The organism is Ardenticatenales bacterium (assembly GCA_020634515.1).
In the GTDB taxonomy this organism is placed as follows: domain Bacteria; phylum Chloroflexota; class Anaerolineae; order Promineifilales; family Promineifilaceae; genus JAGVTM01.
In genome coordinates this window covers 1,018,613-1,039,825 of the sequence record JACKBL010000001.1, presented here as the reverse complement: position 1 = coordinate 1,039,825, position 21,213 = coordinate 1,018,613, and the positions used below count along the sequence as shown (strand labels likewise).

General features: G+C 60.9%; 18 protein-coding genes. 14 read left to right on the top strand and 4 right to left on the bottom strand.

Annotation, left to right across the window (positions count from 1 at the left end; all coding sequences use genetic code 11):
* Positions 1-51 precede the first annotated feature (51 nt).
* From H6650_03930 to H6650_03920, 3 genes are all read right to left on the bottom strand, one after another.
* A complete protein-coding gene (locus H6650_03930; protein MCB8951144.1) occupies positions 52-2,424 on the bottom strand; it encodes a ComEC/Rec2 family competence protein in 2,373 nt (790 codons plus the stop codon).
* A gap of 154 nt (positions 2,425-2,578) precedes the next feature.
* Complete coding sequence (gene asnS / locus H6650_03925) at positions 2,579-3,916, bottom strand: asparagine--tRNA ligase (protein MCB8951143.1); 1,338 nt, start codon at positions 3,914-3,916, stop codon at positions 2,579-2,581.
* 271 nt (positions 3,917-4,187) lie between these two features.
* Entirely contained in the window at positions 4,188-5,063 is an 876-nt protein-coding gene (locus H6650_03920) for an NAD-dependent epimerase/dehydratase family protein (GenBank protein ID MCB8951142.1), read from the bottom strand.
* Between the two features lie 80 nt (positions 5,064-5,143).
* On the opposite strand from H6650_03920, the gene H6650_03915 reads away from it, so the two are divergent.
* Positions 5,144-6,262: a glycosyltransferase gene (locus tag H6650_03915; GenBank protein ID MCB8951141.1), complete on the top strand. Its 1,119-nt coding sequence runs from the start codon at positions 5,144-5,146 to the stop codon at positions 6,260-6,262.
* 171 nt (positions 6,263-6,433) lie between these two features.
* Here H6650_03915 and H6650_03910 read toward each other — a convergent pair whose 3' ends face one another.
* Positions 6,434-7,267: an NAD(P)-dependent oxidoreductase gene (locus H6650_03910; GenBank protein ID MCB8951140.1), complete on the bottom strand. Its 834-nt coding sequence runs from the start codon at positions 7,265-7,267 to the stop codon at positions 6,434-6,436.
* A gap of 164 nt (positions 7,268-7,431) precedes the next feature.
* Between H6650_03910 and H6650_03905 the strand changes: the two genes are divergently transcribed.
* The 13 genes from H6650_03905 to H6650_03845 all read left to right on the top strand — a co-directional run bounded on the left by H6650_03905 (position 7,432) and on the right by H6650_03845 (position 21,187).
* Positions 7,432-7,962 (top strand): hypothetical protein, encoded by a 531-nt coding sequence (locus tag H6650_03905; protein MCB8951139.1) that lies wholly within the window; start codon positions 7,432-7,434, stop codon positions 7,960-7,962.
* Positions 7,963-8,045: 83 nt separating this feature from the next.
* Positions 8,046-8,909, top strand: coding sequence for a glycosyltransferase (locus H6650_03900; protein ID MCB8951138.1), 864 nt, complete (start codon positions 8,046-8,048; stop codon positions 8,907-8,909).
* The gene (locus tag H6650_03895; protein MCB8951137.1) at positions 8,906-9,799 is read left to right on the top strand and encodes a glycosyltransferase family 2 protein; all 894 of its coding nucleotides are present in this window, start codon (positions 8,906-8,908) and stop codon (positions 9,797-9,799) included. The genes H6650_03900 and H6650_03895 overlap by 4 nt, the downstream gene beginning before the upstream one ends.
* Positions 9,792-10,535, top strand: a complete 744-nt coding sequence (locus tag H6650_03890; protein MCB8951136.1) for a class I SAM-dependent methyltransferase — start codon at positions 9,792-9,794, stop codon at positions 10,533-10,535. Before H6650_03895 ends, H6650_03890 begins: the two co-directional genes overlap by 8 nt.
* 10 nt (positions 10,536-10,545) lie before the next feature.
* Positions 10,546-11,991 (top strand): flippase, encoded by a 1,446-nt coding sequence (locus H6650_03885; GenBank protein ID MCB8951135.1) that lies wholly within the window; start codon positions 10,546-10,548, stop codon positions 11,989-11,991.
* 95 nt (positions 11,992-12,086) lie between these two features.
* Positions 12,087-13,790 (top strand): alkaline phosphatase family protein, encoded by a 1,704-nt coding sequence (locus H6650_03880; protein MCB8951134.1) that lies wholly within the window; start codon positions 12,087-12,089, stop codon positions 13,788-13,790.
* A 257-nt stretch (positions 13,791-14,047) separates the two neighbouring features.
* Positions 14,048-15,520 carry a hypothetical protein gene (locus tag H6650_03875; protein ID MCB8951133.1) on the top strand — a complete coding sequence of 491 codons (1,473 nt, stop codon included), beginning with the start codon at positions 14,048-14,050 and terminating at the stop codon, positions 15,518-15,520.
* Positions 15,521-15,670: 150 nt separating this feature from the next.
* Positions 15,671-16,294, top strand: coding sequence for a hypothetical protein (locus H6650_03870; protein ID MCB8951132.1), 624 nt, complete (start codon positions 15,671-15,673; stop codon positions 16,292-16,294).
* 440 nt (positions 16,295-16,734) lie between these two features.
* The gene (locus H6650_03865) at positions 16,735-18,474 is read left to right on the top strand and encodes a bifunctional sulfate adenylyltransferase/adenylylsulfate kinase (GenBank protein ID MCB8951131.1); all 1,740 of its coding nucleotides are present in this window, start codon (positions 16,735-16,737) and stop codon (positions 18,472-18,474) included.
* Between the two features lie 19 nt (positions 18,475-18,493).
* A complete protein-coding gene (gene cysC, locus H6650_03860) occupies positions 18,494-19,021 on the top strand; it encodes an adenylyl-sulfate kinase (protein MCB8951130.1) in 528 nt (175 codons plus the stop codon).
* A 60-nt stretch (positions 19,022-19,081) separates the two neighbouring features.
* Entirely contained in the window at positions 19,082-19,921 is an 840-nt protein-coding gene (gene prmC / locus H6650_03855) for a peptide chain release factor N(5)-glutamine methyltransferase (protein ID MCB8951129.1), read from the top strand.
* A 40-nt stretch (positions 19,922-19,961) separates the two neighbouring features.
* Complete coding sequence (locus tag H6650_03850; protein ID MCB8951128.1) at positions 19,962-20,624, top strand: threonylcarbamoyl-AMP synthase; 663 nt, start codon at positions 19,962-19,964, stop codon at positions 20,622-20,624.
* A complete protein-coding gene (locus H6650_03845) occupies positions 20,621-21,187 on the top strand; it encodes an SH3 domain-containing protein (protein MCB8951127.1) in 567 nt (188 codons plus the stop codon). Before H6650_03850 ends, H6650_03845 begins: the two co-directional genes overlap by 4 nt.
* Positions 21,188-21,213: the final 26 nt, after the last annotated feature.

Sequence of the window (21,213 nt, the reverse complement as noted above, 5' to 3'; positions counted from 1 at the left end):
CGGCGAGCAAACAGTACCTGTCAACTGTCAACTATCAACTATCAACTTCCGTCACTTCCAGGCCTGCCACCACATGGCCGCGCCGTCGCTGATGAGTTCGATGCTGCCCAGTTGATCGGTGCGCAGGATGGGGGCGCCAATGCCGGCAATCCGCGTCAACACATCCTGCTGCGGATCGCCAAAACGATTGTCGCCCGCCACGGAAATGACGGCAACCTGGGGATGCACGGCGCGCAAGAAGCCCGTGGACGTGGCATTTTTGCCCCCCTGCCGCCCGATGAGCTGCACCAGTGATTGCATGGGACGGTCGGCTTCTACCATCGCCTGCTCGGCAATCGTCCCCGCCGCGCCCGCCAGCATCACAGTCAGGTTGTCATAAACCAGCCGCAGCGACACCGTTTCATCCCCGTCCGTGTTGGGGGACGGCCCCAACACTTCCAGGCGCACCCCATCCCCCACGGAGATCATTTCACCGGCGGCGGCCAGATGCAGCGGCACTTCCTGCCCCTGCGCCACGTCCAGCAGCGTGGCGTAGGCGGCCAGCGTGGACGGCAACTCGCTGCCGTCGGCGGCGCTGCCCGTAACCAACTGATCCACCTGGTACCGTTCCAGCACACCGGGCAGCCCCGTGGCGTAGCTGCCGGCCATGTTCGTGCTGATGACCATGTCCAGTTGGCGATCCCAGAAGGGCATCATGCGCCCCAGGGCGGTGTTCAACAGCGTGGGCGAGGGACCGCCATCAACGAGGATTTGCCGCCCGCTGGGGGTCTGGATGAAGGTGGCGCTGCCCTGCCCCACGTCGAAGAAGACGACGTGCAGGTGGCCATCGGGCTGGGTGCGGCCCCAGGCAAACACGAGAATGGCGACGAGCAAGGCAAAGCCAATGACGATCTGCTGGTTGACGTAGGGGCGTGCTTTGTTCAACATATTTTCGCGGCGGGGGCGCGGCTGGAAGGCGATCCAGGTGACGCCGCCGATGAGGAGGTAGAGGAGAACGACGACGGTGAGGCTGATTTGCACGGGCAGGGCGGCAAAGGGGATGCGCGCCAGCAGCCGCACGAGGAAGATGGCGTAGGAGAGGAAGAGCCAGGCGAGCCAGGCGATGGGTTGGGCGAGGAGGGGGGAAAGGAGACCGACGATCACGGCCAATCCACCGGAGAGCATGAGGCCGGGGAGTGCCGGCAAAATCAAAGGATTGGCGACCAGGTTGACAATGGCGATCTGGTTAAAATAGAACATCGCCAGGGGCAGCGTTGCCACCTGCGCCGCCACCGTGACCATCACCAGGTCCGTCACCGGTCCCACGTACCCGTTGACGACGCGCGCGGACAGGCGTCGCAGCAGCAGCCGCCGCGCCCAACGGCTAAACCGGTCCGCGTAGAGCATCAGGCCCAGCGTGGCGGAGAAGCTGAACTGGAAGGCCACGTCCCACAAAATGGCGGGTCGCCACAGTGTCATGATGACGCCGGCGGCAAACAGGGAGCCAAACGCGAAACGAGGCCGCCCCAAAACCTTTGTGCCGATGAGGTACATGCTGCTCATGATGGCCGCGCGCACGACGGACGCGCCCGCGCCGACCATGATGGTGTAGAAGATGATGCCCAGGAGGACGAACCAGGGGGAGCGTTTTTCGCCGACGAGGGGCGTGAAGAGGCCGACTAACATGCCGGCAAGAATGGAAAGGTGGAAGCCGGATATGGCGATGACGTGGGCCATGCCGGTGCGGCGGAAGTCGGCGCGCACGGCGTCGTCGAGGCCGGCGCGGTTGCCGAGGAGGATGCTGTTCAGGAGGGCGGCTTGCGGGTCGGTGATGAGGCGGTTGACGATGGATTGGGCACGGGTTTTGAAGGCGAGAATGCCGGCATACACCGGATTGCCCACATTCTCCTCCACCACCTCAATTTCCGGCAGGAGCATGACGCTGTGGAACCCCTGCCGCGCCAGATACTCGCGGTAATCGAACGTATCAAAGACGGGCGGCTCGTCCAGACGGCCAATGACGAGGATGCGTGCCCCATAGGGGATGAGGGGAAAGCGTGCGGCATTGACGAGGACGCGCCCGGAGACGGGGCGCGTGGCGCCGCCGGCGATGGTCAGCGATTCGACGCGCAGGTCGAGGCGCAGGGTGGTGTCGCGCAGTTCTGGCTCGTCGTTGACCACGCCGGTGAGGACGACGTCCGTGCCATTGTAAAAGGCGACGTGACCGGTATCAATGGCGGGAATGGAGAGGATGTAGCGCGCGCCGCCCAACCCCATCGCGGCCAGGACGAGGAAGGGCAGGCGGATAGATGGGCGGCGGAGGGAAAGGAGAATGCCGGCAACAGCCAACCCCACCGCGCCCAACCAGACAGGCAAGGGAAAGGGAAAGAGACTGGCCATGACCAGCCCAACAAACCAGGCAAGAGCGGCGTAGACAACGATCATTTTGTCTATCGGTCAAAGAAATGGTTGATCGGTGAATTCGTGAACATTGGTGACTGCTAACCCAGATTGGACCGATTTTCTCTGATGAAATGGGGCATTGCCGGCATCACGGATAACCATCCAACCATGCAACAGTTCAACCATCAATTATTCCCTACGGATACATCCACTTCAGCGTGCGCGGGTAGGGGCTGGTTTCGCGCACGTGATGAATGCCGCAAATCCAGGCCACAGTGCGCTCCAGGCCGAGACCAAAACCACTGTGCGGCACACTACCAAAGCGGCGCAATTCCACATACCACTGATACGGCTCCATCGGCAGTTGATGCCGCTCAATTGCCGCCGTCAGCAGGTCGGGATCGCTCATGCGCTCGCTACCGCCGACGATTTCGCCGTACCCTTCGGGAGCCAACAAGTCCACGCTCTTGCACACTTCGGGCCGCCCCGGCCACGGCTCCATGTAAAACGCCTTCACCGCGGAGGGATAGCCGTAGACAAACACGGGGCGGTCAAACTGCTTCGTCAGTTCCGTTTCGTGCGGCGAGCCAAAATCATCCCCCCATTCCAGCGCCAACTGCGCCTTCAATTCCTCATCTTCCGTGGCCGCGCGGATAGCCTGGATGCGCGCCACGGCCTCATCGTAGCTGATGCGCGGGAAGGGCGCCTGCACGCGGCGCAGCGCGTCCAGGTCGCGTTCCAGCAGCGTCAACTCCGGTTCGCACTTTTGCAGCACCGTCTGCACGATGGCGCTGACAAATTGCTCCTCCAGGTCCATCAGGCCATCCAGATCGCAGAAGGCGATTTCCGGCTCCACCATCCAGAACTCCGCCAGATGGCGGCGCGTCTTCGACTTTTCCGCGCGGAAGGTGGGGCCAAAGCAGTAGACGCGGCTGAAGGCCATGATGTTGGCCTCGTTGTAGAGCTGGCCCGTTTGCGCCAGGTAAGCGTCTTCTTCAAAATAATCCACCGTGAAGAGGGTGCTGGTTCCTTCGGCGGCGGAGGGGGTGATGATGGGGGTGTCGATGTTGAGGAAGCCGTGGCTGTCGAGGAAGTCGATGATGGCGCGTTTGACGACGGCGCGCACGCGCAGGATGGCCCACTGCTGGCTGGAGCGAATCCACAGGTGGCGGTTTTGCATCAGGAATTCAACACCGTGGTCTTTGGGGGTGATGGGGTAGCCGCTAACGTTTTGCAGCACTTCCACGTCGCTGATGCTCAGCTCATAGCCGCCGGGAACGCCGGGGGCGCGCTCGTCCTGGCGCACTTTTCCGGTGACGATGAGGGAGGATTCCTGCCCCAGTTCCTTGATGAGGTTGAATTTTTCTTCCCCCAGTTCAGGGCGAAAGGCGACGGCCTGGACGATGCCGCTACCGTCGCGCAGGCGCAAGAATTGCAGTTTGCCTTTGCCGGTTTTGGCGTAGAGCCATCCTTTGAGGCGCACGGTCTGGTCTACATAGTGAGCGATGTCTTGAATGTTGATGTCTATGGGCATGAGGTTCCTGAATGGTAGCTGCTGGGCCAGATTGGACCAGTTTTCTCTGGTGAAATTGGTCCAATCTCCAGAGAGCGTTATAGTTACCCTGAATGAAAGGGGTCGGTGGTTGGCGGTTAGGAGTGACGATGAGATAAAGCAAGGAATTGCATCGTCAGTTTGAAGGAACGGTAAGAAAACAACTTCGTCGTCTTGTTTTGTTTCCGTTCCTTGATTGTTCGACCGTTATTCTAGCCGTTGCTGGCGGTAGGGCAAATGCCGGCAAACTCCTTCAAGTGGGACGGCGCAGACCAAAGAGCTGCCAGCGCAGGTCGGGGCGGCGCAGGTAGGCGATGTTGTGGCGCAGGGCGTGGGGATGGAAGCCGAAATGAAAGCGCACGGCATCGAGGTCGGTGATGTCGGGGGTGGTGAAGCGGTCCATCCAGAAGCGGCTGACGGGTGGGTGTCGCCACCAGCTAAAGAGGAGGCTGACCAGGGGGCGCACGAGGAGAGGATGGGGGCGGAAGGGGATGCCGGCAATGCCGGCACTTTCCAAAGCCACCCGCACAATTTCCGCGTAACGAAGCTGCTCTCCCCCGCCCACGGAAATCGTCTCCCCCACCAGATTGTCGCGGGACAGCGTCAGCAGCAGACAGCGCACCAGGTCCTCCACCCACAGCGGCTGCATCGCCACCTGGCCGCCGCCGGGCAGCCAGATCAGGGGCCAACTCCACTGCGCCAGCCCCACGATGTTGTTGAGAAAGCGGTCGTGGCGGCCAAAAAGGGTGGCGGAGCGAATGATGGTGTAGGGCAGGTTGCCGCGACGAACGATTTCCTCCTGCTCTCCTTTGGCGCGCAGCAACGGGTGCATGGCGTGGGCGTCGGCGTGCAGGCGGCTGAGGATGAGGAGGCGGCGGATGGGGACGTGCCGGCATTCTTCCAACAACCGCGCCGTCCCCTCCACATCAACATGCTGCAAGGCGCGCGCGCGACCACGGCTCTCCGCGCCGGCCAGGTGAATGACGGTGTCCACGTTGCTGAGTTCGACGCGCAAGGCATAGGGATCGTTGATGCGGCCGGTGTACGGTTTTGCCGGCATTTCTCGCTCCGCCAGCGCCCGCATCACCGACCTGCCCACAAATCCACCAGCCCCCGTCACCAAAATCATTCAACCGTCCTTCTACCTTCTGCCTTCTGCCTTCTGCCTTCTACCTTCATTATACTGTCAAACCAGATTATAATCCCCCCATGCGTTTGGCAATTATCGGTCCCACTTACCCTTATCGCGGCGGGATTGCCCATTACACGACGCTGCTGGCGCGAGAATGCCGGCAGCGGCACACCGTCCGCCTCATCTCCTTCTCCCGCCAGTATCCCCGCTGGCTCTTCCCCGGCCAGAGCGACCGCGATCCCAGCCAGCACCCCCTGCAAACGGACGCCGAATACTGGCTAGACGGCCTCAACCCGCTCACCTGGCGGCAAACCGCGCGGCGGCTGCGCGCCTGGCAGCCAGAGGCCGTCATCATCTCCTGGTGGGTTCCCTACTGGGCGCCCGCCTGGGCCGCGCTGACCTGGCTACTGCGGCGCGCCCCCCATCCCCCCCGCCTCCTCTTCATCTGCCACAACGTCCTGCCGCATGAATCCGGTCCCCTAGACCGGGCCGCCGCGCGCCTGGCCCTGGGGCGCGCCGATGGCTTCCTGGCGCATTCGCAGGCGGACGCCGCCCTGCTGCGGCAGATGTTCCCCCATGCCCGCGTCATCGCCACCGCGCTGCCCACCTACGCCGACCTGGGGCAGACCGCCGCGCCCGCCACCCTCCCCATCGAATTGCCATCGGATCGCCCCCTGCTCCTCTTCTTTGGCTTCGTCCGCCCCTACAAAGGGCTGGACGTGCTGCTGCGGGCGCTGCCCGCCGTGCTGGCGCAACAGCCCGTTCACCTGCTGGTGGTGGGCGAGTTCTGGCAGGGCGAGGCGGCGTATCAGGCATTGATTGAGCGGATGGGTGTGGCGGAAGCAGTGACGCTGTGGAACCAGTACGTGCCCGATGAGCAGCTTGTGGCCTGCGTGCGGCGGGCGGATGCCGCCGTGCTGCCGTATCGCAGCGCCACGCAGAGCGCGGTGGCGCAGGTCGCCTTTGGGCAGGGCACGCCCGTGATCACCACCAATGTGGGCGGGCTGGCGGAAGCGGTGCAGGATGGGCGCACGGGGCTGGTTGTGCCCCCGGACGATCCGGCGGCGCTGGCGGCGGCCATCAATCGCTTCCTGGGCGAAAAACTGGGGCCAACCATGCGCGCCCACATCGCCGCCGACCAGGATCGCTTCTCCTGGGGCAATTTGGTGCGCGCGCTAGAAGATTTGTGCGCCTGAGAGACGGAACACTCCGCAGGGTGAGTCGCTAAGAGTTGATGGTTGGCAGTTAGTGGTGTTTGCGGCTCCGCCAGTACGTGGATACACACAATAATCTGCGTAATCTGCGTAATCTGCGTAATCTGTGATTGCCCTTATCCCATGAAAAACCCTTCACCGCGGATTCTAGCGTTACTGAATTTGCGTCACATAAATTTGCAATGCCGCCGGCCAGGGGCGCAGCCAACCGGTGGTGTGATGGCTGGCGGCAGCCTCCATATCCGGGCGCGGGGCCAGGTGAGGGAAATGCGCGGAGGACACGGGCAGCAAATCAGTGGACACATCCGCCAGGCGCAGAATCTCGGCGGCGAGGTGGAAACGACTCACGGGCGGGCCGCTGTTGACCAGATGCCGCACGCCGTCGTCCCCGCGCAGCAGCAGCCGCTCCAGTCCCACCGCCAGGTCGTCGGTGAACGTAGGCGAGCCAATCTTGTCGTCTACGACCGTCAGACGTTGTCGCTGTCGCGCCAGCTCGATGATCTTGCCCACGAATTTTTTATCCGCCGCGCCGCCGCCAAACAGCCAGCCGCTGCGCACGATGAGGTGGCGCGGCAAGGTGGCGACGAGGCGTTCCGCTCGCCATTTGCTGTCTCCGTAGACGTTGACGGGCGCGGGCGGGTCGTCTTCCAGGTAGGGGGTGGGCTTGTGCCCATCGAAGACGGCGATGCTGCTCATGAACAGCAGCGGCAGGTTGAGGTCCCGGCAGATGGCGACGAGGTTGGCGGTGGCGGCGGTGTTGACCTGGTAGGCGAGGTCGGGCTGCCGCTGGCAAAGGTCTACGTCGGTGAGGGCGGCCAGGTGTAGCACCCGGTCGGGTTGGGCCTGAGCGATCTGGCGGCGCACGGCGTGGTGGTCGCGGATGTCGAGCGCGGCGCGGGCAGGGGTGATCAGTTGGTGGGCGGCGGGAAAATGCCGGCATACACTCCGCCCCAACATCCCCTCGCCACCGGTCACAAAAATCTTCATCCGCCAATCTCACCTGTTACCAAACATCCAGGACACCGCCCCACCCCGGTTGTTTGCTATAATACCGACAGAATGCCACCTTAAAAGAGGCCGTTCATGATTATAATGCCCCCCAGAATTACTTACTACACACGAATTCTGTTCACATTTTCAGGAGGACTTAAATGGGAGAAGGAAAAGCAAACCCTAAACTATGGGCTATAGTGACATTGGGAGCTGCAGTGGTGCTTTGTTTAGGTACTATTCTTGGGGCAATTATGAATGGCCCAATAGCCGAACGTTTACTCAATGATTTTGAGCCGACGAAAACGAATACGCCTATGATTCTTGTAGTTACTGCAACAGTAATACCAAAAACAGACACCAATAATAGGCCAGGGGATCCGGTAGAAACTGTTCCCTATGTGAGTACTCAATCTCCTTTGCCTATTCCGGGAAATACCCTTGTAGGCACATATTACTTCTTGGGCTACGATCAAAATGATCTTGCATATAAGGCAACTGTAGCCGATTGCTCTGATTGTAACGTGGTATTTTTAACAAATGCGTATGATTTACCGGATGATTGGAGGCAATATACGGCTAATGTCGCATCGGCAAGCGCAAATCTATCAGACGGGTGTAGAACTAAAGAAGAGTTAATCAATCTAAGCGTTCTTTACATGACAGCAAATAACTGGACGCCTTGCCCCTGACGACGGTCAACGGGAGCAGAAATTCACAAGTAGGTCACTAAGACTGTCGCCGTTTGGGAAACTGCGCCAGTCTGGAAACAGTCATGATAACCATTATCATCCCCAGCCTCAACTCCCCCCTGATTGACCGCGTGCTGGCGGCTATCTGGCAGCAGCCAGAAGCCGACCGGGAAGTGGCGGAAGTGTTGGTGGTGGGCAAGGATGAGGCGGGCTTGCTGCCCGCGCACCCACGCGCGCGGCTGCTGGATACGGGGCGACCCGTGCCGCCGGGGACGGCGCGCAACCTGGGCATTGCCGCCGCGCAATCTGATTGGCTCCTGTTTTTGGACAGTGACTGCCTGCCGCAACCGGGTTGGCTGGCGGGGCATCTGGCGGCGCACGCGGCGGGGCACGCCGTGGTGGGGGGTGGGGTGCTGCCCACGGGCAACGGCTACTGGCATCTGACCTACAATCTCACTCTGTTCCACGAGTTCTTCAGCACCAGCCCGCCTGGGCCGCGCCCCTACCTGCCAACGCTTAATTTGTCGGTGGCGCGGGAGGTCATAGAATATGCCGGCATGTTGGACGACAATCTGCGGCGCGGGCAAGACGTAGAATGGACCACGCGCATGAGGCAGGCGGGATTTTCGCCGTACTTTTGGCCGGCTGCCGCCGTGCGCCACGAGCATAACCGCCAAACGTTCGCCGCGGTGTGGCGGGATTGCGCCCGTTCTGGCTTTTTTATGCGCCAGGTGCGGTTGCAGCACCCGGATTGGCTGGCCGCGCCGGGGCTGTTGCGCCATCGCCGGCTGGTGCTGCTGCTGTCGCCGGCGATTGCCTTGTGGGCATCGCTGGGCATCTGGCGACGACAGCCGTTGACGTGGCGGAAATATGGGCGGACAATGCCGGCACTCTACCTCACAAAAATCGCCTGGTGCTATGGCGCCAGCCGGGCTACCGAACCATGACGACCGTCCTGGCCATCGTCGTCAACTGGCGGCAACCAGACCTGACCATCGCCTGCGTCCAGGCGTTGCGCCAGATGGACCACCCCGACCTGCACATCCTGGTTATTGACAACGGGTCAGGGGACGGGTCGGCGCGGCGATTGGCGGATGCCTTGCCGGAAGAGCGGCATCTGGCTTTGCCTCATAATCTGGGGTTTGCGGGGGGGTATAATGCCGGCATCCGCCACGCCCTGAGCGAACAATTCGACTACGCCCTCATGCTCAACAACGACGCCTTCGCCGCCCCCGACATGCTGCGCCACCTCCTGGCCGAAACTGCACCCGACATCGGCCTCCTCTCCCCCAAAATCCTCTACGATAGCCAGCAGGACCGCCTCTGGTTTGGCGGCGCACGCCGGCACAAGCACCTGCTGGAAATCCGCGACCGGCATCAGGGCGCACCCGATGGTCCCGCGTGGGCGCGCTCCCGCGACGTCGATTACTTGCTGGGAACCTGCTTGCTCGTTAATATGGACGCCGCGCGCCGGGTCGGCCTGCTGGATGAAGCCTTCTTCATGTACTACGAAGACCTGGACTGGTCCATCCGTATGCGCCAGGCGGGGTATCGGCTGCGTTTTGTCGCACCCGCCCGCCTTTACCACCGCGTGGCCGTCAGCAGCGGCGGCAGCGACGCGCCACAGTATCGCTACTACCTGGCGCGCGGCAGCGTCATTTTCTTCCGCCGCTATGCCCACCTGGGGCAGCCGGGGGCCATTTTCCTCTACCGCCTGGGCAGCGCCATCAAACTATTAACCCACCTCGCCCTCACCCGCCAGTGGTCCGCCGCCCGCGCTTACCTGCGCGGCCTGCGGGATGGGTGGATGGAGAAGGCAAAAAAAGAGTATGGATAGACGAGAGCAGTTGGCGGCCATGCCGTCGTGGTTGCGCAAACGAATCGAGGTCAATCGGTATGAGTCGCTGCGGTTGCTGGAGCAGGCACAGGCGCAAATTCCCGCGGGCGCGCGCGTCCTGGACGCCGGTTCAGGCGAAGGTCGCTACAAGGATTACTTCACGCACACATGCTACACGGGGTTGGACCTGGCCGTGGGGGACACCGCCTGGGATTATACCGGGCTGGACGTGGTGGGGGATTTGCGCCGGCTGCCGTTTGCCGACCACACCTTCGACGCCGCCGTTTGCATCCAGACCATGGAACACGTCAATGAGCCAATGCGCGTGATCAACGAGATTGGCCGCGTCCTCAAACCGGGCGGGCGCTTCTACCTCTCCGCACCCATGTCCTGGCATCAGCACCAGAAACCGCACGATTATTTCCGCTACACCTCCTTCGGCTTCACCTATTTGTTGGCACAAAGCGGCATGCGCGTAGTGGAAATGCGCCCCATGGGGGGGTATTTCTGGTTCCTCTCCTTCAATTTACAGATGCTCCATTACTGGCTCTTCCCCCGCCCACGGTCTCGCTGGCTGCGCTGGCTGCAAGCGCCCTTCAAACTGGCGACGCAGTTTGTATTCTTCTTGCTGCTGCCCCTCCTTCTTTATTATCTCGACCGGCTAGACAAAGTGAAGGACCACACGCTGGGGTGGGTGTGCATTGGCGAAAAGATAGACAACGCGCCTCCGATGTAGCGTCCCTCGTATGAACAATCTGCAACGATTGGCAAGCAATACCACGCTGGCCTTCATCAGCAACATCGTCGTCAAGGCCAGCAGCGCGCTGCTTTTTATCCTGGTGGGGCGCACGTTGGGGGCGGCGGAGGCGGGCATCTTCAATCTGGGCGTGACCTACTTCACGATTGTGTTGGCGTTGTCCGCCTGGGGGCTACATGAGTTGATTGTGCGGGAGGTGGCCCCGCGCCGGGGAGAGAGTCGGCAGTATCTGCTGCATTACCTGGGGCTGCGGCTACTGCTGGCGCTGGGGGCATATGGGCTGCTCCTGCTGTTGCTGCGCCTGAATCTACCCTACACGCCGCACGCGAAGCAAGTGATTCAGGTCTTCGCCCTGGCGATGTTTCCCGAGGCGATTTTTGTGCTGCTGCAAGGGGTTTTCGCCGCCCACGAACGGCTGCTGGTTCCTACGATTGCCGCCGCCGTCAATGGGGGGTTGAAACTGGGCATTGGTTTGTGGGTATTGGGGCACAATGGGGATGCCGTGGGGTTGGCGTGGGCGATGGTTGTGGGTAGTGGGGTGAGTTTGGTGGTTTTTATGCCGGCACTTCTCCACCTCTTCCGCCACATTCCCCAACAGCCCGCCCGCCTCAGCAGCCGATTCGCCCTCAGTCAACTCCGCCTCACGCCCGGCTTCATCGTCATCGGCTTCTTCACCACCATTGATTACCAACTGGATGCCTTTCTCATTTCGCTTTTCCTCAGCGAAGCGGAATTGGGCTGGTACGGCGCGGCGCAAACAGTGATGTTGGCCTTTTGGATGATGCCCACGGCGCTGCGCACGGCGCTCTACCCGCTGATGGCGCGATATTATCACGAGTCGCCGGAGCGGCTGCCCGCGCTTTATCGTCGTGCCAATCGGTATATTTTGGTGGGGGCGCTGCCGATTTGTGCCGGCATTTCCCTCATCGCCCCCAGCATCATCCCCCTCATCTTCGACAGCGGCTTTCAACCCGCCATCCCCGCCTTACAAATCATCATCTGGGCCGTCCTCCCCTCCTTCCTCATGGTCCCCAGCGCCCGCCTCCTCCTCGTCTACAACCGCCAGAGCGAAGCCGGCTGGTTCACCGCCCTCAGCATGGCCGCCAACCTCCTCCTCAACCTCTGGCTCATCCCCCGCTGGGGCATCACCGGCGCGGCCATTGCCCGCGTCCTGGCAACCAGCTTCTTTTTTGTTGCCCTCTACCTGTACGTGCAGCGCCGTCTGCTGCGCGACAGCCTGCTGCCCTTGCTGCTCCGCCCCATCCTGGCCACGCTGCTCATGTGCGCCGCCGTCTGGCCGTTGCGTCATTTATTTATCGTCTGGCCGATAAGTGCCGGCATCCTCGTCTACCCCCTCGCCCTCCTCCTCCTCCGCGCCATCCCCCCCGAAGACCAACGCCTCCTCTACCAATTCCTCAAACGCTCCCCCAACTGACAAAACGTGCGGCAAAATTCCTTGTCCGACAAAGGCAAGCCGGTACTGTCCAAGACAAACACAAACCGGGCAATTGCGCTACAATACACGGCAGTATGAATGAAGAATCCAACACCAAACCACGCAAATTGCTCGTCATTGGCCTGGACGGCGCGCCGTATCCGTTGATAAAGGCGTGGGCCGCCGATGGCACGTTGCCCAACCTGGCGCGCCTGATCGCCAACGGCAGCTTTGGCGTCCTGCGCTCCACCATCCCCGTCCACTCCCCCACCGCCTGGGCCTCCTTCATCACCGGGCTTAATCCGGGCAAGCATGGCGTATTCGATTTTGTGCGACGCGACACGGACAGTTACCAGCTTCGCTACCAACGCGCCGACCAGATCGCCGGGGCCTCCGTGTGGCATCTCCTCGGCCAACATGGTCGCCAGGTAGGCGTCATGAACGTGCCCATGACCTACCCCCCCGAACAAGTTAACGGCTTCCTCATCACCGGCCTGGGCACGCCCAGCTACGTCACCTACACTTATCCCCCCGAACTGACGGAGACGCTCAACCAGCAAGGGTATCGCGTCAATAAGGACGCCTTCTATCAGCCCGGCCAGGAAGATGCGTGGCTGGCGGACATCTACGACACCAGCGAACGCCGCGCGCGCATGACCATCCAACTTATGCGCGAAGAAGCGTGGGACTTCTTCATGATGGTGTTTCGCAACACGGACGAAATCTGCCATTTCTTCTGGCGCTTCATGGACGAAACCCACCCGGAGCATGACCCCGACGCCCCCGGACGTTTCCAGACCGCCATCCGCGACTACTATCAACGTATTGACGGCTGGGTTGGCGACATCCTGGCACAGGCGGGTGCGGATACCAACGTGATCGTCATGTCCGACCACGGCGCCGGTCCGCTGTACAAAGACGTTTTCCTCAACGAATGGCTGTGGCAACAAGGATGGCTGCACTTCCGGGAGACCGGCAAGACCGAACAAGCCCGGCACAGCCTGGCACGCCGCCTCGGCCTGACGCGCAAAAACATTTCCGATACACTGACACGGCTGCATTTGCACCGCCTGGAAGTGCTGATCAAGCAAGCCCTGGGGGATCGCATTCAGGTGCTGCCGCGAGACGAACGCCCGGAGTTCACGACGGCCATTGACTGGCAGCGCACCCAGGCGTACAGCTTCGGCTACTACGGCCAGATTTTCATCAACTTGCAGGGGCGGGAGCCGGAGGGCATCGTTTCGCCCGGCCCGGCCTATGAAACGTTGCGCCAGGAAATCGCGCGGCGACTGCGGGAACTGGTCGATCCCGCCGATGGGCTGCCCGTTGTGGACGACATCTTCTTCAAGGAAGATTTGTACCACGGACCACACCTGGCGGAAGCGCCGGACATCCTCTGCCTGATGCGCGGTCTAACCTATATCACCCGTAAGGGTTATGAATTCGCCGCCGAGCGAGGCGTCCTCTTCCGCGCGCCATATACGCATGAATCGGGCAGCCATCGCCTGGAGGGCATCCTCATTGCCGCCGGCCCGGACATCGCGCCCCGGCAAGATTTGCCCGAACACCCCATCCACGACCTGACGCCGACGATATTGCACCTGATGGACTGCCCCGTACCCACGATCATGGATGGGCAGGTGGTCACGGAGATGCTCACCCCCGCTTTCCAGACGGCGCATCCGGTTCGCTTTAGCGAGGAAATGGGACAGCGGCAAGCGGCGGAGGCCGCGGCCTGGGACGAGGCGGCGGAAGCGGAGATCACGGAGCGGTTGAAGAGCCTCGGTTATCTCAATTGACGACGGGCCATTGCATAATCCGAGCGAGATGAAAAGCCCTATTCACCACCACTTTCCCAGCATACGAGATGCTTTTGGCCTGAAGTTGAGCTTCCGCTAAGCCCCTTTTTCGCCGGACGGTTCGGGAGCAACGCTTCTAACCACTATTTTCGGGATAATAACCCTGGAAATACTCCAAAAGGATTATTGACGCTATCATTGGCGGACGATATGCTTGAGCAAAATTCGACACTATCTTTGTCTTGGAGGTTACTACTATGCGTAAGTTTTCAGCTTTTATGATTCTCATCCTGTTGTTCGTGGGGGCCACGATGGTCGCCGCGGACACAAACGCGCTGCCTGGCAGCGGCTGGACGTCGGGGCAACAGGTGCAGAATATCGGTGACAGTGATGCCACCGTTGTCTTGACTGCCTACAACCAAAACGGCGATTCCTATGACTGTGGTTCGCAATCACTGGCTCCGGGCGGTTCTTACACGTATCTACCGGACAATGACTGCCTGACAATGCCGGCAGGCTTCCTCGGGTCAGCAGTCGTGAGCGCGGATGGTCCCATTGCCGCCGTCGTCAACGTCAACAACAAACCCGCCAACGGCGCGGCCTCCGGCCAATACACAGGCACGAGCGGCAATGACGTGACCACCACCCTCAACTTCCCCCTGGCCAAGAGCGACCACTCCGGCCGTACCACCACGTTCTACATCCAGAACGCCAGCAACAACAGCAACGACATCACTGCCGAGTTCGTCATCAACGGCACCACCTACATCAAAGAGTTCGACAGCGTGCCGCCGAACGCCATGGTCGTCTTGACCCCCTCTGACGCGGGCGTCCCCACGGGCACGGGCAACTTCGGTGGCCTCACCGTCACCGGCACGCAGCCGCTGGCCGGCAGCTCCCTGGAATATCCCACCAGCGACGCCCTGCCGCCAAACCTGCAAGCCTCCCGCGGCTTCACCCCCGGCGACTATGACACTGATCTCTACTGCCCACTTGTGCGTAACGCCTACGGCGGCAAGAAAGTGACCTCCGGTCTGCAAGTACAAAACGTGGGCAGCACCACGGAAACGATCCAGGTCACCTACGCCGTCGTCTCCGGCCCCAGTGGCGCCGGCACGGTCATCGGCCCCATTTCCGTTAGCAACGTTGCTCCCGGCGCTTCCGCCAACTTCCTGCAATCAAACGACCTGCAAGCGGGCGACCTCGCTTCCGCTACCGTCACGACCGCCAGCGGCAATGGTCTCCTGGCCGCCGTGGTCAATGAAAAAGCAACCGCTTCCGATCCGCAGCGTCTGACCACCTACGCCTGCTTCTCTGGCTCGCTGGCCACTTCCACCATCAGCCTGCCGCTGGTGAAAGAAGACTTCGGCGGCTCGGTCGTGAATACGACCGGCGTCCAGGTACAGAACGTGGGCACCACGGCCACCACCGTGACCCTCACTTACTCCTGGTCTGATGCCACGGGCAGCAATAGCGGCGTCGTCTCCTTCACGCACACCGACACCATCGCCCCGGGCGCCAGCAAGACCTTCTACCGCGTCGCCAACGGCGGTACATCCAGTCTGCAGGTTATCACAGGCAGCCTGTCCACCCTGAACAAAACCAACAGCGGCGTGGTCGTCACCAGCAACAATGGACAGCCCGTTGTCGCCATTGGTAACGAATCCTCGCTCACGGGCAACTTGCAAGACACCAAGAATTACGAAGGATTTAACCTCGCCGGCAACTAATCTTTTCGCCTGATTCTACAAGGTTTGAGAGAAGCCACCTCTTTGGGGTGGCTTCTCTTTGTATCCGGTACAAGTACCGACACATCGCCCATCTCGCCCGCGGAGCCACGAGCAACAGCCTTATCCGCATAACCATTGTGAGCAACCACCATGAATTTCCATGATCTGATAAACAATTGGCGACCGCATCTCCTCCGCCTGGTTTCTTTCCTGGTGTTCGTTGGGGCGCTGGCCGCCTGCGGTCCCACCGACCAGACACCAACGCCCGCGCCAACCAATGATTCCCGCCCGGCGGTTTCCACGCTCCCCTCCGACGGCAGTGATGCGTATCCGGCGCCACTTGCCAGCCCTACCACAGGCCCCTATCCACCACCGGCAACCGCCGCGCCCCCTACGGCAAATCCCTATCCGGGACCGGAGAGCACGCCTGTTGCGCTGGATGCGCCACGCTTTGCCTTCGATTCGGCGCTTTATGCGGGAGACACCGTTGTAACCGGGCAAGCGCCGCCAAATCTGTCGCTGGCCATCTCTGACGTGACATTTGGCAGCGTGCCACTAGGTGTGGGACGAAGTGACGCACAAGGGCGCTTCTCCATACCAGTTTCACCGCTACCGGAGGGACACCGCATTGGACTCACTTTTGCCGACCTGGAACCGGGCAAGAGTTTTGAAGATATGGTGCAAGAACTGGACAAATATCGTGGGGAAGCGTTCATGAGCGTGCCAAACATCGGCGTCTTCTTTACGACAACGTTAGTACAACCCGCAAAGTAAGCGGCCACCTTCCCGGAAGCGGTTTGGGCTTCCGGGGAGGTTTCTTGGTGCAAGAGGATTCGGCGCCGTTCCATCCCTATGCCGAATCATTCCAAATCAAGCATGGCGGAATCCCGCTCCATTCAGTTGCCGGGAATGTGAAATAAAGTACAATGAAGGCCAGCATTGCTCCTCGCAATGCTCTTTTTGTGTGACCGCGTCGGCGGGCCTGACACACCTTCACAGCGTACCATCGCTCTAGCGTCGCAGTTATACGAATGTACGGTATCCGCGGGTGGGCTGAGCGCCGGCCTGAGGAAACAGATGGCAAGTAGGTAGGAAGGCAACTATCAGCCCCTTGAGCAAGACATGTCAGATTTCATCTACGCCCATGACTGGCTCCTGAATAATCGTGACAGGTTGGTCTGAAAGATTGCGAAAGAAGTAGTAAGGAAGAAATGATGATTCAAACAAAAAACAAGCTCATAACACCTTATGGCGGCGAACTCGTCAATCTGCTTGTGCCCGCCGCGGAGGCGGCGAAACTGGCGGATTATGCCAAGCGGCTGCCGTCCGTGCGTTTGTCGGAGAGAGCCGCCTGCGATCTGGAACTGTTGGCGGTAGGGGCTTTTTCTCCCCTGGATCGCTTTATGGGGCAGGCCGACCACCAGCGCGTACTGGACGAGATGCGTCTCGCTGATGGCACGCTCTTCCCCATGCCCATTACGCTCCCCGTTGGTCCCGAACTCAACTTCAAGGTGGGCGACGATGTGGCTTTGCGAGACATTCGTAATGAATTGCTGGCAGTGATGACGGTGGAAGAAATTTATAAGTGGGATCGCGAGGAAGTGTCCCTGAAGGCGTTTGGTTCGCTCGATCTGCGCCACCCCATTGTCGCGGAGATGCACAACTGGGGGCCGTACAACATCTCGGGACCCATGAAGGTACTGCAACTGCCGGCAAATTATGATTTCAAATCGCTGCGTCTGACACCGGCGCAAACCCGGGCCAAACTGGAAACATTTGGTCACGAGAATGTGGTCGCCTTCCAGACACGCAACCCCCTGCATCGCGTTCATGAAGAATTGACCAAACGCGCCACGCAAGAGGTGGATGGCGTACTGCTGTTGCACCCCGTCGTGGGCATGACCAAGCCTGGCGACGTGGATCATTACACCCGCGTTCGTACGTACAAGGCGCTGGCCAGCCGTTACTACGATCCGGACCGCATCTTGTTGTCACTGCTGCCTCTGGCTATGCGCATGGGCGGCCCACGCGAGGCATTGTGGCACGCGATCATTCGCCGTAACTATGGGGCCAACCATTTGATTGTGGGACGCGATCATGCGGGACCGGGCAAGGATTCCGACGGTCAACCGTTTTATGGCCCGTATGACGCGCAGACGCTGGTGGAGCAATACGGTGACGAGATTGGCGTGAAGGTGATTCCTTTCCGCATGTTGGTTTACCTGCCAGATGAAGAGCGTTATGAGGAAGTGACGAAAGTGCCGGCATCTAGCCGCACCGCCTCCATCTCTGGCACACAAGTCCGCGAAGATTACCTGCAAAATGGCCGCCAGCTCCCCGACTGGTTCACCCGCCCCGAAGTCGCCGAAATCCTGGCCGAAGCGTATCCCCCTCGTCACCGCCAGGGCGCCTGCATCTGGCTTACCGGATTGGCCGGCTCCGGCAAATCCACCAACGCTTACGTTCTCACCTCCCGCCTGCAAGAGTATGGCCGCCAGGTGACCCTGCTGGACGGTGACGTCGTCCGCACCCACTTCTCGCAAGAACTGGGCTTCTCCAAAGAAGACCGCGACATGAACGTGCGCCGCATGGGATTCGTGGCGGCGGAAATTGTGCGCCACGGCGGCATCGCCGTTTGCGCCGCCGTCAGCCCTTACCGCGCCACGCGCAACTTCATCCGCAGCATGGTTGGCGACAACTACGTGGAAGTCTTCGTGGACACACCCATCAAGGTGTGCGAGCAACGGGATGCCAAAGGGCTTTATGCGCGCGCCCGTCGTGGTGAAATCACCGGGTTCACGGGCGTGGACGCGCCCTATGAAGCGCCGCAGCACCCAGAACTCGTATTGGACACCGTCGACCACACCGCTGAGGAAAATGCCCACCGCATTATTGATTTTCTGTTCGAGCGCGGCTTCTTGCGCGATGAACAGCCGTATGACGTTGAAAACTAGTAGTGAGGATTATTGATCTATGACGCAACAAGGTTTCGTCCTGTGGATGACAGGACTGTCCGGCGCGGGTAAAACCACTATCGCCCTGATTTTGGAAAAAGAACTGCGCCAGCGCGGTGTGAAGATTGAACGGCTGGATGGGGACGTCGTCCGCGAAAGCCTGACCCGCGACCTCGGTTTCACGGCGGAGGACCGCAAGAAAAACATCGAACGAGTGACGTTTGTCGCCAAGCTGCTCTCGCGTAATGGTGTCGGCTGCGTTTGCTCTTTCATCTCCCCTTATCAGTCCGTGCGCGACCATGTGCGCGAGCAGACAACGAACTTCCTGGAAGTGTTCATTGACGCGCCGCTGGAGGTAGTGATTCAGCGAGACGTCAAGGGGTTGTATGAAAAGGCCATTGCGGGAGAAATTCCGAACTTCACGGGGATCTCCGATCCGTTTGAAGCGCCGGCCGCCCCAGACATCCACATTCGCACAGACCAGGAAACGCCGGAAGAAAGTGCCGGCAAAATCATCTCCTACCTGGAAAACGCCAGTCTCATTTAACCTGACGCCTGCCGCGGGTGGTGGGCGGCGTCCGTCCACCACCCCTTATCCCCCCTTCCCATGATAGACATCCAATCCACGTTGGCTGACGCCCAGGTCGCCCTCTCGCACTCCGCGACCCCGGTCATTGACGCCCGCCTGCTCCTCAGCCACGTGTTGGGCGTCCCACACAGCTACCTCCTCGCCCACGGCGAACAACCCCTCACACCGGCGCAACAAGCTCACTTCCAGGACTTGCTGGCGCGGGCCTCTCGGCAGATACCCATCCCGTACCTCCTGGAGCAGGCTCCGTTTTTCGATCTGACTTTCTATGTGACCCCCGCCGTCCTCATCCCTCGCCCGGAGACCGAGGAATTGGTGCAGTTCGCCCTCACCTGGTTACAAAGGCGCGAAAGCGTGCGAATCGTGGACGTGGGCACGGGCAGCGGCTGCATCGCCGTCACCCTGGCGCGCCATCTCCCGGCCGGCCATGCTATCGCCGCCGTGGACATTTCCGCGGATGCCCTGGAAGTGGCCCGCGAAAATGCACGAAGACACGGCGTATCCGAGCGCATTCAATTTCTGCAAGGAAATCTGCTTGCGCCTCTCCCCTGGTCCCCCGACTTGATCATCGCCAATCTGCCCTACGTCACGGATACCGAGTGGACGATGCTTTCCGATGGGGTAAAATTATACGAGCCGCCGCTGGCGTTAATAGGCGGGGTAGATGGGCTGGACATTGTCCGTAATCTGCTGCGACAAGCCAGCAGCAGAATCGCTGATGGCGGCGCGATTTTGCTGGAGATTGGGTGGCGGCAAGGCGAGGCTGCACGTCAGGCTGCGCTGTCCACATTTCCGCGAGGGGACGTGAGCCTGCGGTCCGACCTGGCCGGACATGATCGGTTCCTCTTCATCCAGTAATCCGCCGCCAGATACTTTTCATCTTGTGGAGAACACCATTTTGACCAGCCTTTTGGCGCAGGAAGAAATCATCACCCGATGCCTGCCGGCGGACGATGCCGGGGCGGTTGCGCTGGCGGCCGCGGCGTTGAATGCCGGCAATCTGGTTGTTTTCCCCACGGATACGGTCTACGGCGTGGGGGCCGATCCTTTCTCGGAAGCGGCTATTGCCCGTCTCTACATGGCAAAACAGCGCCCGGCGGATAAAGGGATTCCCGTTTTGATTGCTGATCTGGCTGATTTGGCGCGGGTGGTGGCGGAAATGCCGGCATTCATCCCCCCCCTCATCGCCCAATTCTGGCCCGGACCGCTCACCCTCGTGCTGCCCAAAAAACCAGGACTCCCCCCTAACCTCTCCCCCACCGACACCATCGCCGTGCGTATGCCCGACCACCCCGCTGCTCGCGCCTTTATCCGCGCCGCCGGCGGAGCCATCGCCGCCAGCAGCGCCAATCGCTCTACGCATCCCCCGGCGCGCTCCGCCGCCGCCGCCCTGGCCGCCTTCAACCACCTCGCCGCCATCATCCTGGATGGCGGCCCCTCCCCGCAAGAAATCGCCTCCACCATCATTGACTGCACCACCGTTCCGCCGCGATTGTTGCGTCAGGGACCCATCTCCACGGAAACAATCATGCCCTTCCTCTCCGATGCGCCCGCCTCATGACCGACCTGATCCTGCCCCTCCTCCTCACCTTTATCGGTCTGATTGTGGCCCTGAGCGCCTTTAGCGGCATTCGCCGCGGCGGCGCGCGCTTCTACACCCTGGAACGGGAGGCGTTGCTGCGACGGGCAGGCTTTACGCTGCTCGCCAGTGTTTTCTTCTTTCTCGGCGCCATTGGCCTGCTGATCTACAACCGGCAACAGCTTATCGTAGAACAGGCCATTCAAGCGGGCGAAGTGCGCGAAAACGCGCCCACTATCACGCCCACCGTGGCGATTTTCCCCCCGACGGCGCAACCAACCGCAACCATCGATCTTTCTATCCCGACCATCACGCCAACACCTATTTTACGCCGGGGCGTGATTGAGGGAACAGGCGGCAGCGGTGCCTATTTGCGCGAAACGCCCGGAGGTGTGGAACTGGAGATTTTGCCCGATGGCGACATCGTCACCCTGCTGGACGAACCGCCACAGCAAGCCAATGGGTTCACCTGGCTGAAGGTGCGGACGGTCGTGGGCACGGAAGGATGGGTGGCCGAAGATTTCTTGATCGCCCGCGACCGCTGATGGCGGCGGTATGGGGCCATACGTGT

Coding starts and splice junctions, on each gene's coding strand:
- H6650_03930 (MCB8951144.1), bottom strand. CDS start 2,424: ATGATCGTTGTCTACGCCGCTCTTGCCTGGTTTGTTGGGCTGGTCATG.
- asnS (MCB8951143.1), bottom strand. CDS start 3,916: ATGCCCATAGACATCAACATTCAAGACATCGCTCACTATGTAGACCAG.
- H6650_03920 (MCB8951142.1), bottom strand. CDS start 5,063: ATGATTTTGGTGACGGGGGCTGGTGGATTTGTGGGCAGGTCGGTGATG.
- H6650_03915 (MCB8951141.1), top strand. CDS start 5,144: ATGCGTTTGGCAATTATCGGTCCCACTTACCCTTATCGCGGCGGGATT.
- H6650_03910 (MCB8951140.1), bottom strand. CDS start 7,267: ATGAAGATTTTTGTGACCGGTGGCGAGGGGATGTTGGGGCGGAGTGTA.
- H6650_03905 (MCB8951139.1), top strand. CDS start 7,432: ATGGGAGAAGGAAAAGCAAACCCTAAACTATGGGCTATAGTGACATTG.
- H6650_03900 (MCB8951138.1), top strand. CDS start 8,046: ATGATAACCATTATCATCCCCAGCCTCAACTCCCCCCTGATTGACCGC.
- H6650_03895 (MCB8951137.1), top strand. CDS start 8,906: ATGACGACCGTCCTGGCCATCGTCGTCAACTGGCGGCAACCAGACCTG.
- H6650_03890 (MCB8951136.1), top strand. CDS start 9,792: ATGGATAGACGAGAGCAGTTGGCGGCCATGCCGTCGTGGTTGCGCAAA.
- H6650_03885 (MCB8951135.1), top strand. CDS start 10,546: ATGAACAATCTGCAACGATTGGCAAGCAATACCACGCTGGCCTTCATC.
- H6650_03880 (MCB8951134.1), top strand. CDS start 12,087: ATGAATGAAGAATCCAACACCAAACCACGCAAATTGCTCGTCATTGGC.
- H6650_03875 (MCB8951133.1), top strand. CDS start 14,048: ATGCGTAAGTTTTCAGCTTTTATGATTCTCATCCTGTTGTTCGTGGGG.
- H6650_03870 (MCB8951132.1), top strand. CDS start 15,671: ATGAATTTCCATGATCTGATAAACAATTGGCGACCGCATCTCCTCCGC.
- H6650_03865 (MCB8951131.1), top strand. CDS start 16,735: ATGATTCAAACAAAAAACAAGCTCATAACACCTTATGGCGGCGAACTC.
- cysC (MCB8951130.1), top strand. CDS start 18,494: ATGACGCAACAAGGTTTCGTCCTGTGGATGACAGGACTGTCCGGCGCG.
- prmC (MCB8951129.1), top strand. CDS start 19,082: ATGATAGACATCCAATCCACGTTGGCTGACGCCCAGGTCGCCCTCTCG.
- H6650_03845 (MCB8951127.1), top strand. CDS start 20,621: ATGACCGACCTGATCCTGCCCCTCCTCCTCACCTTTATCGGTCTGATT.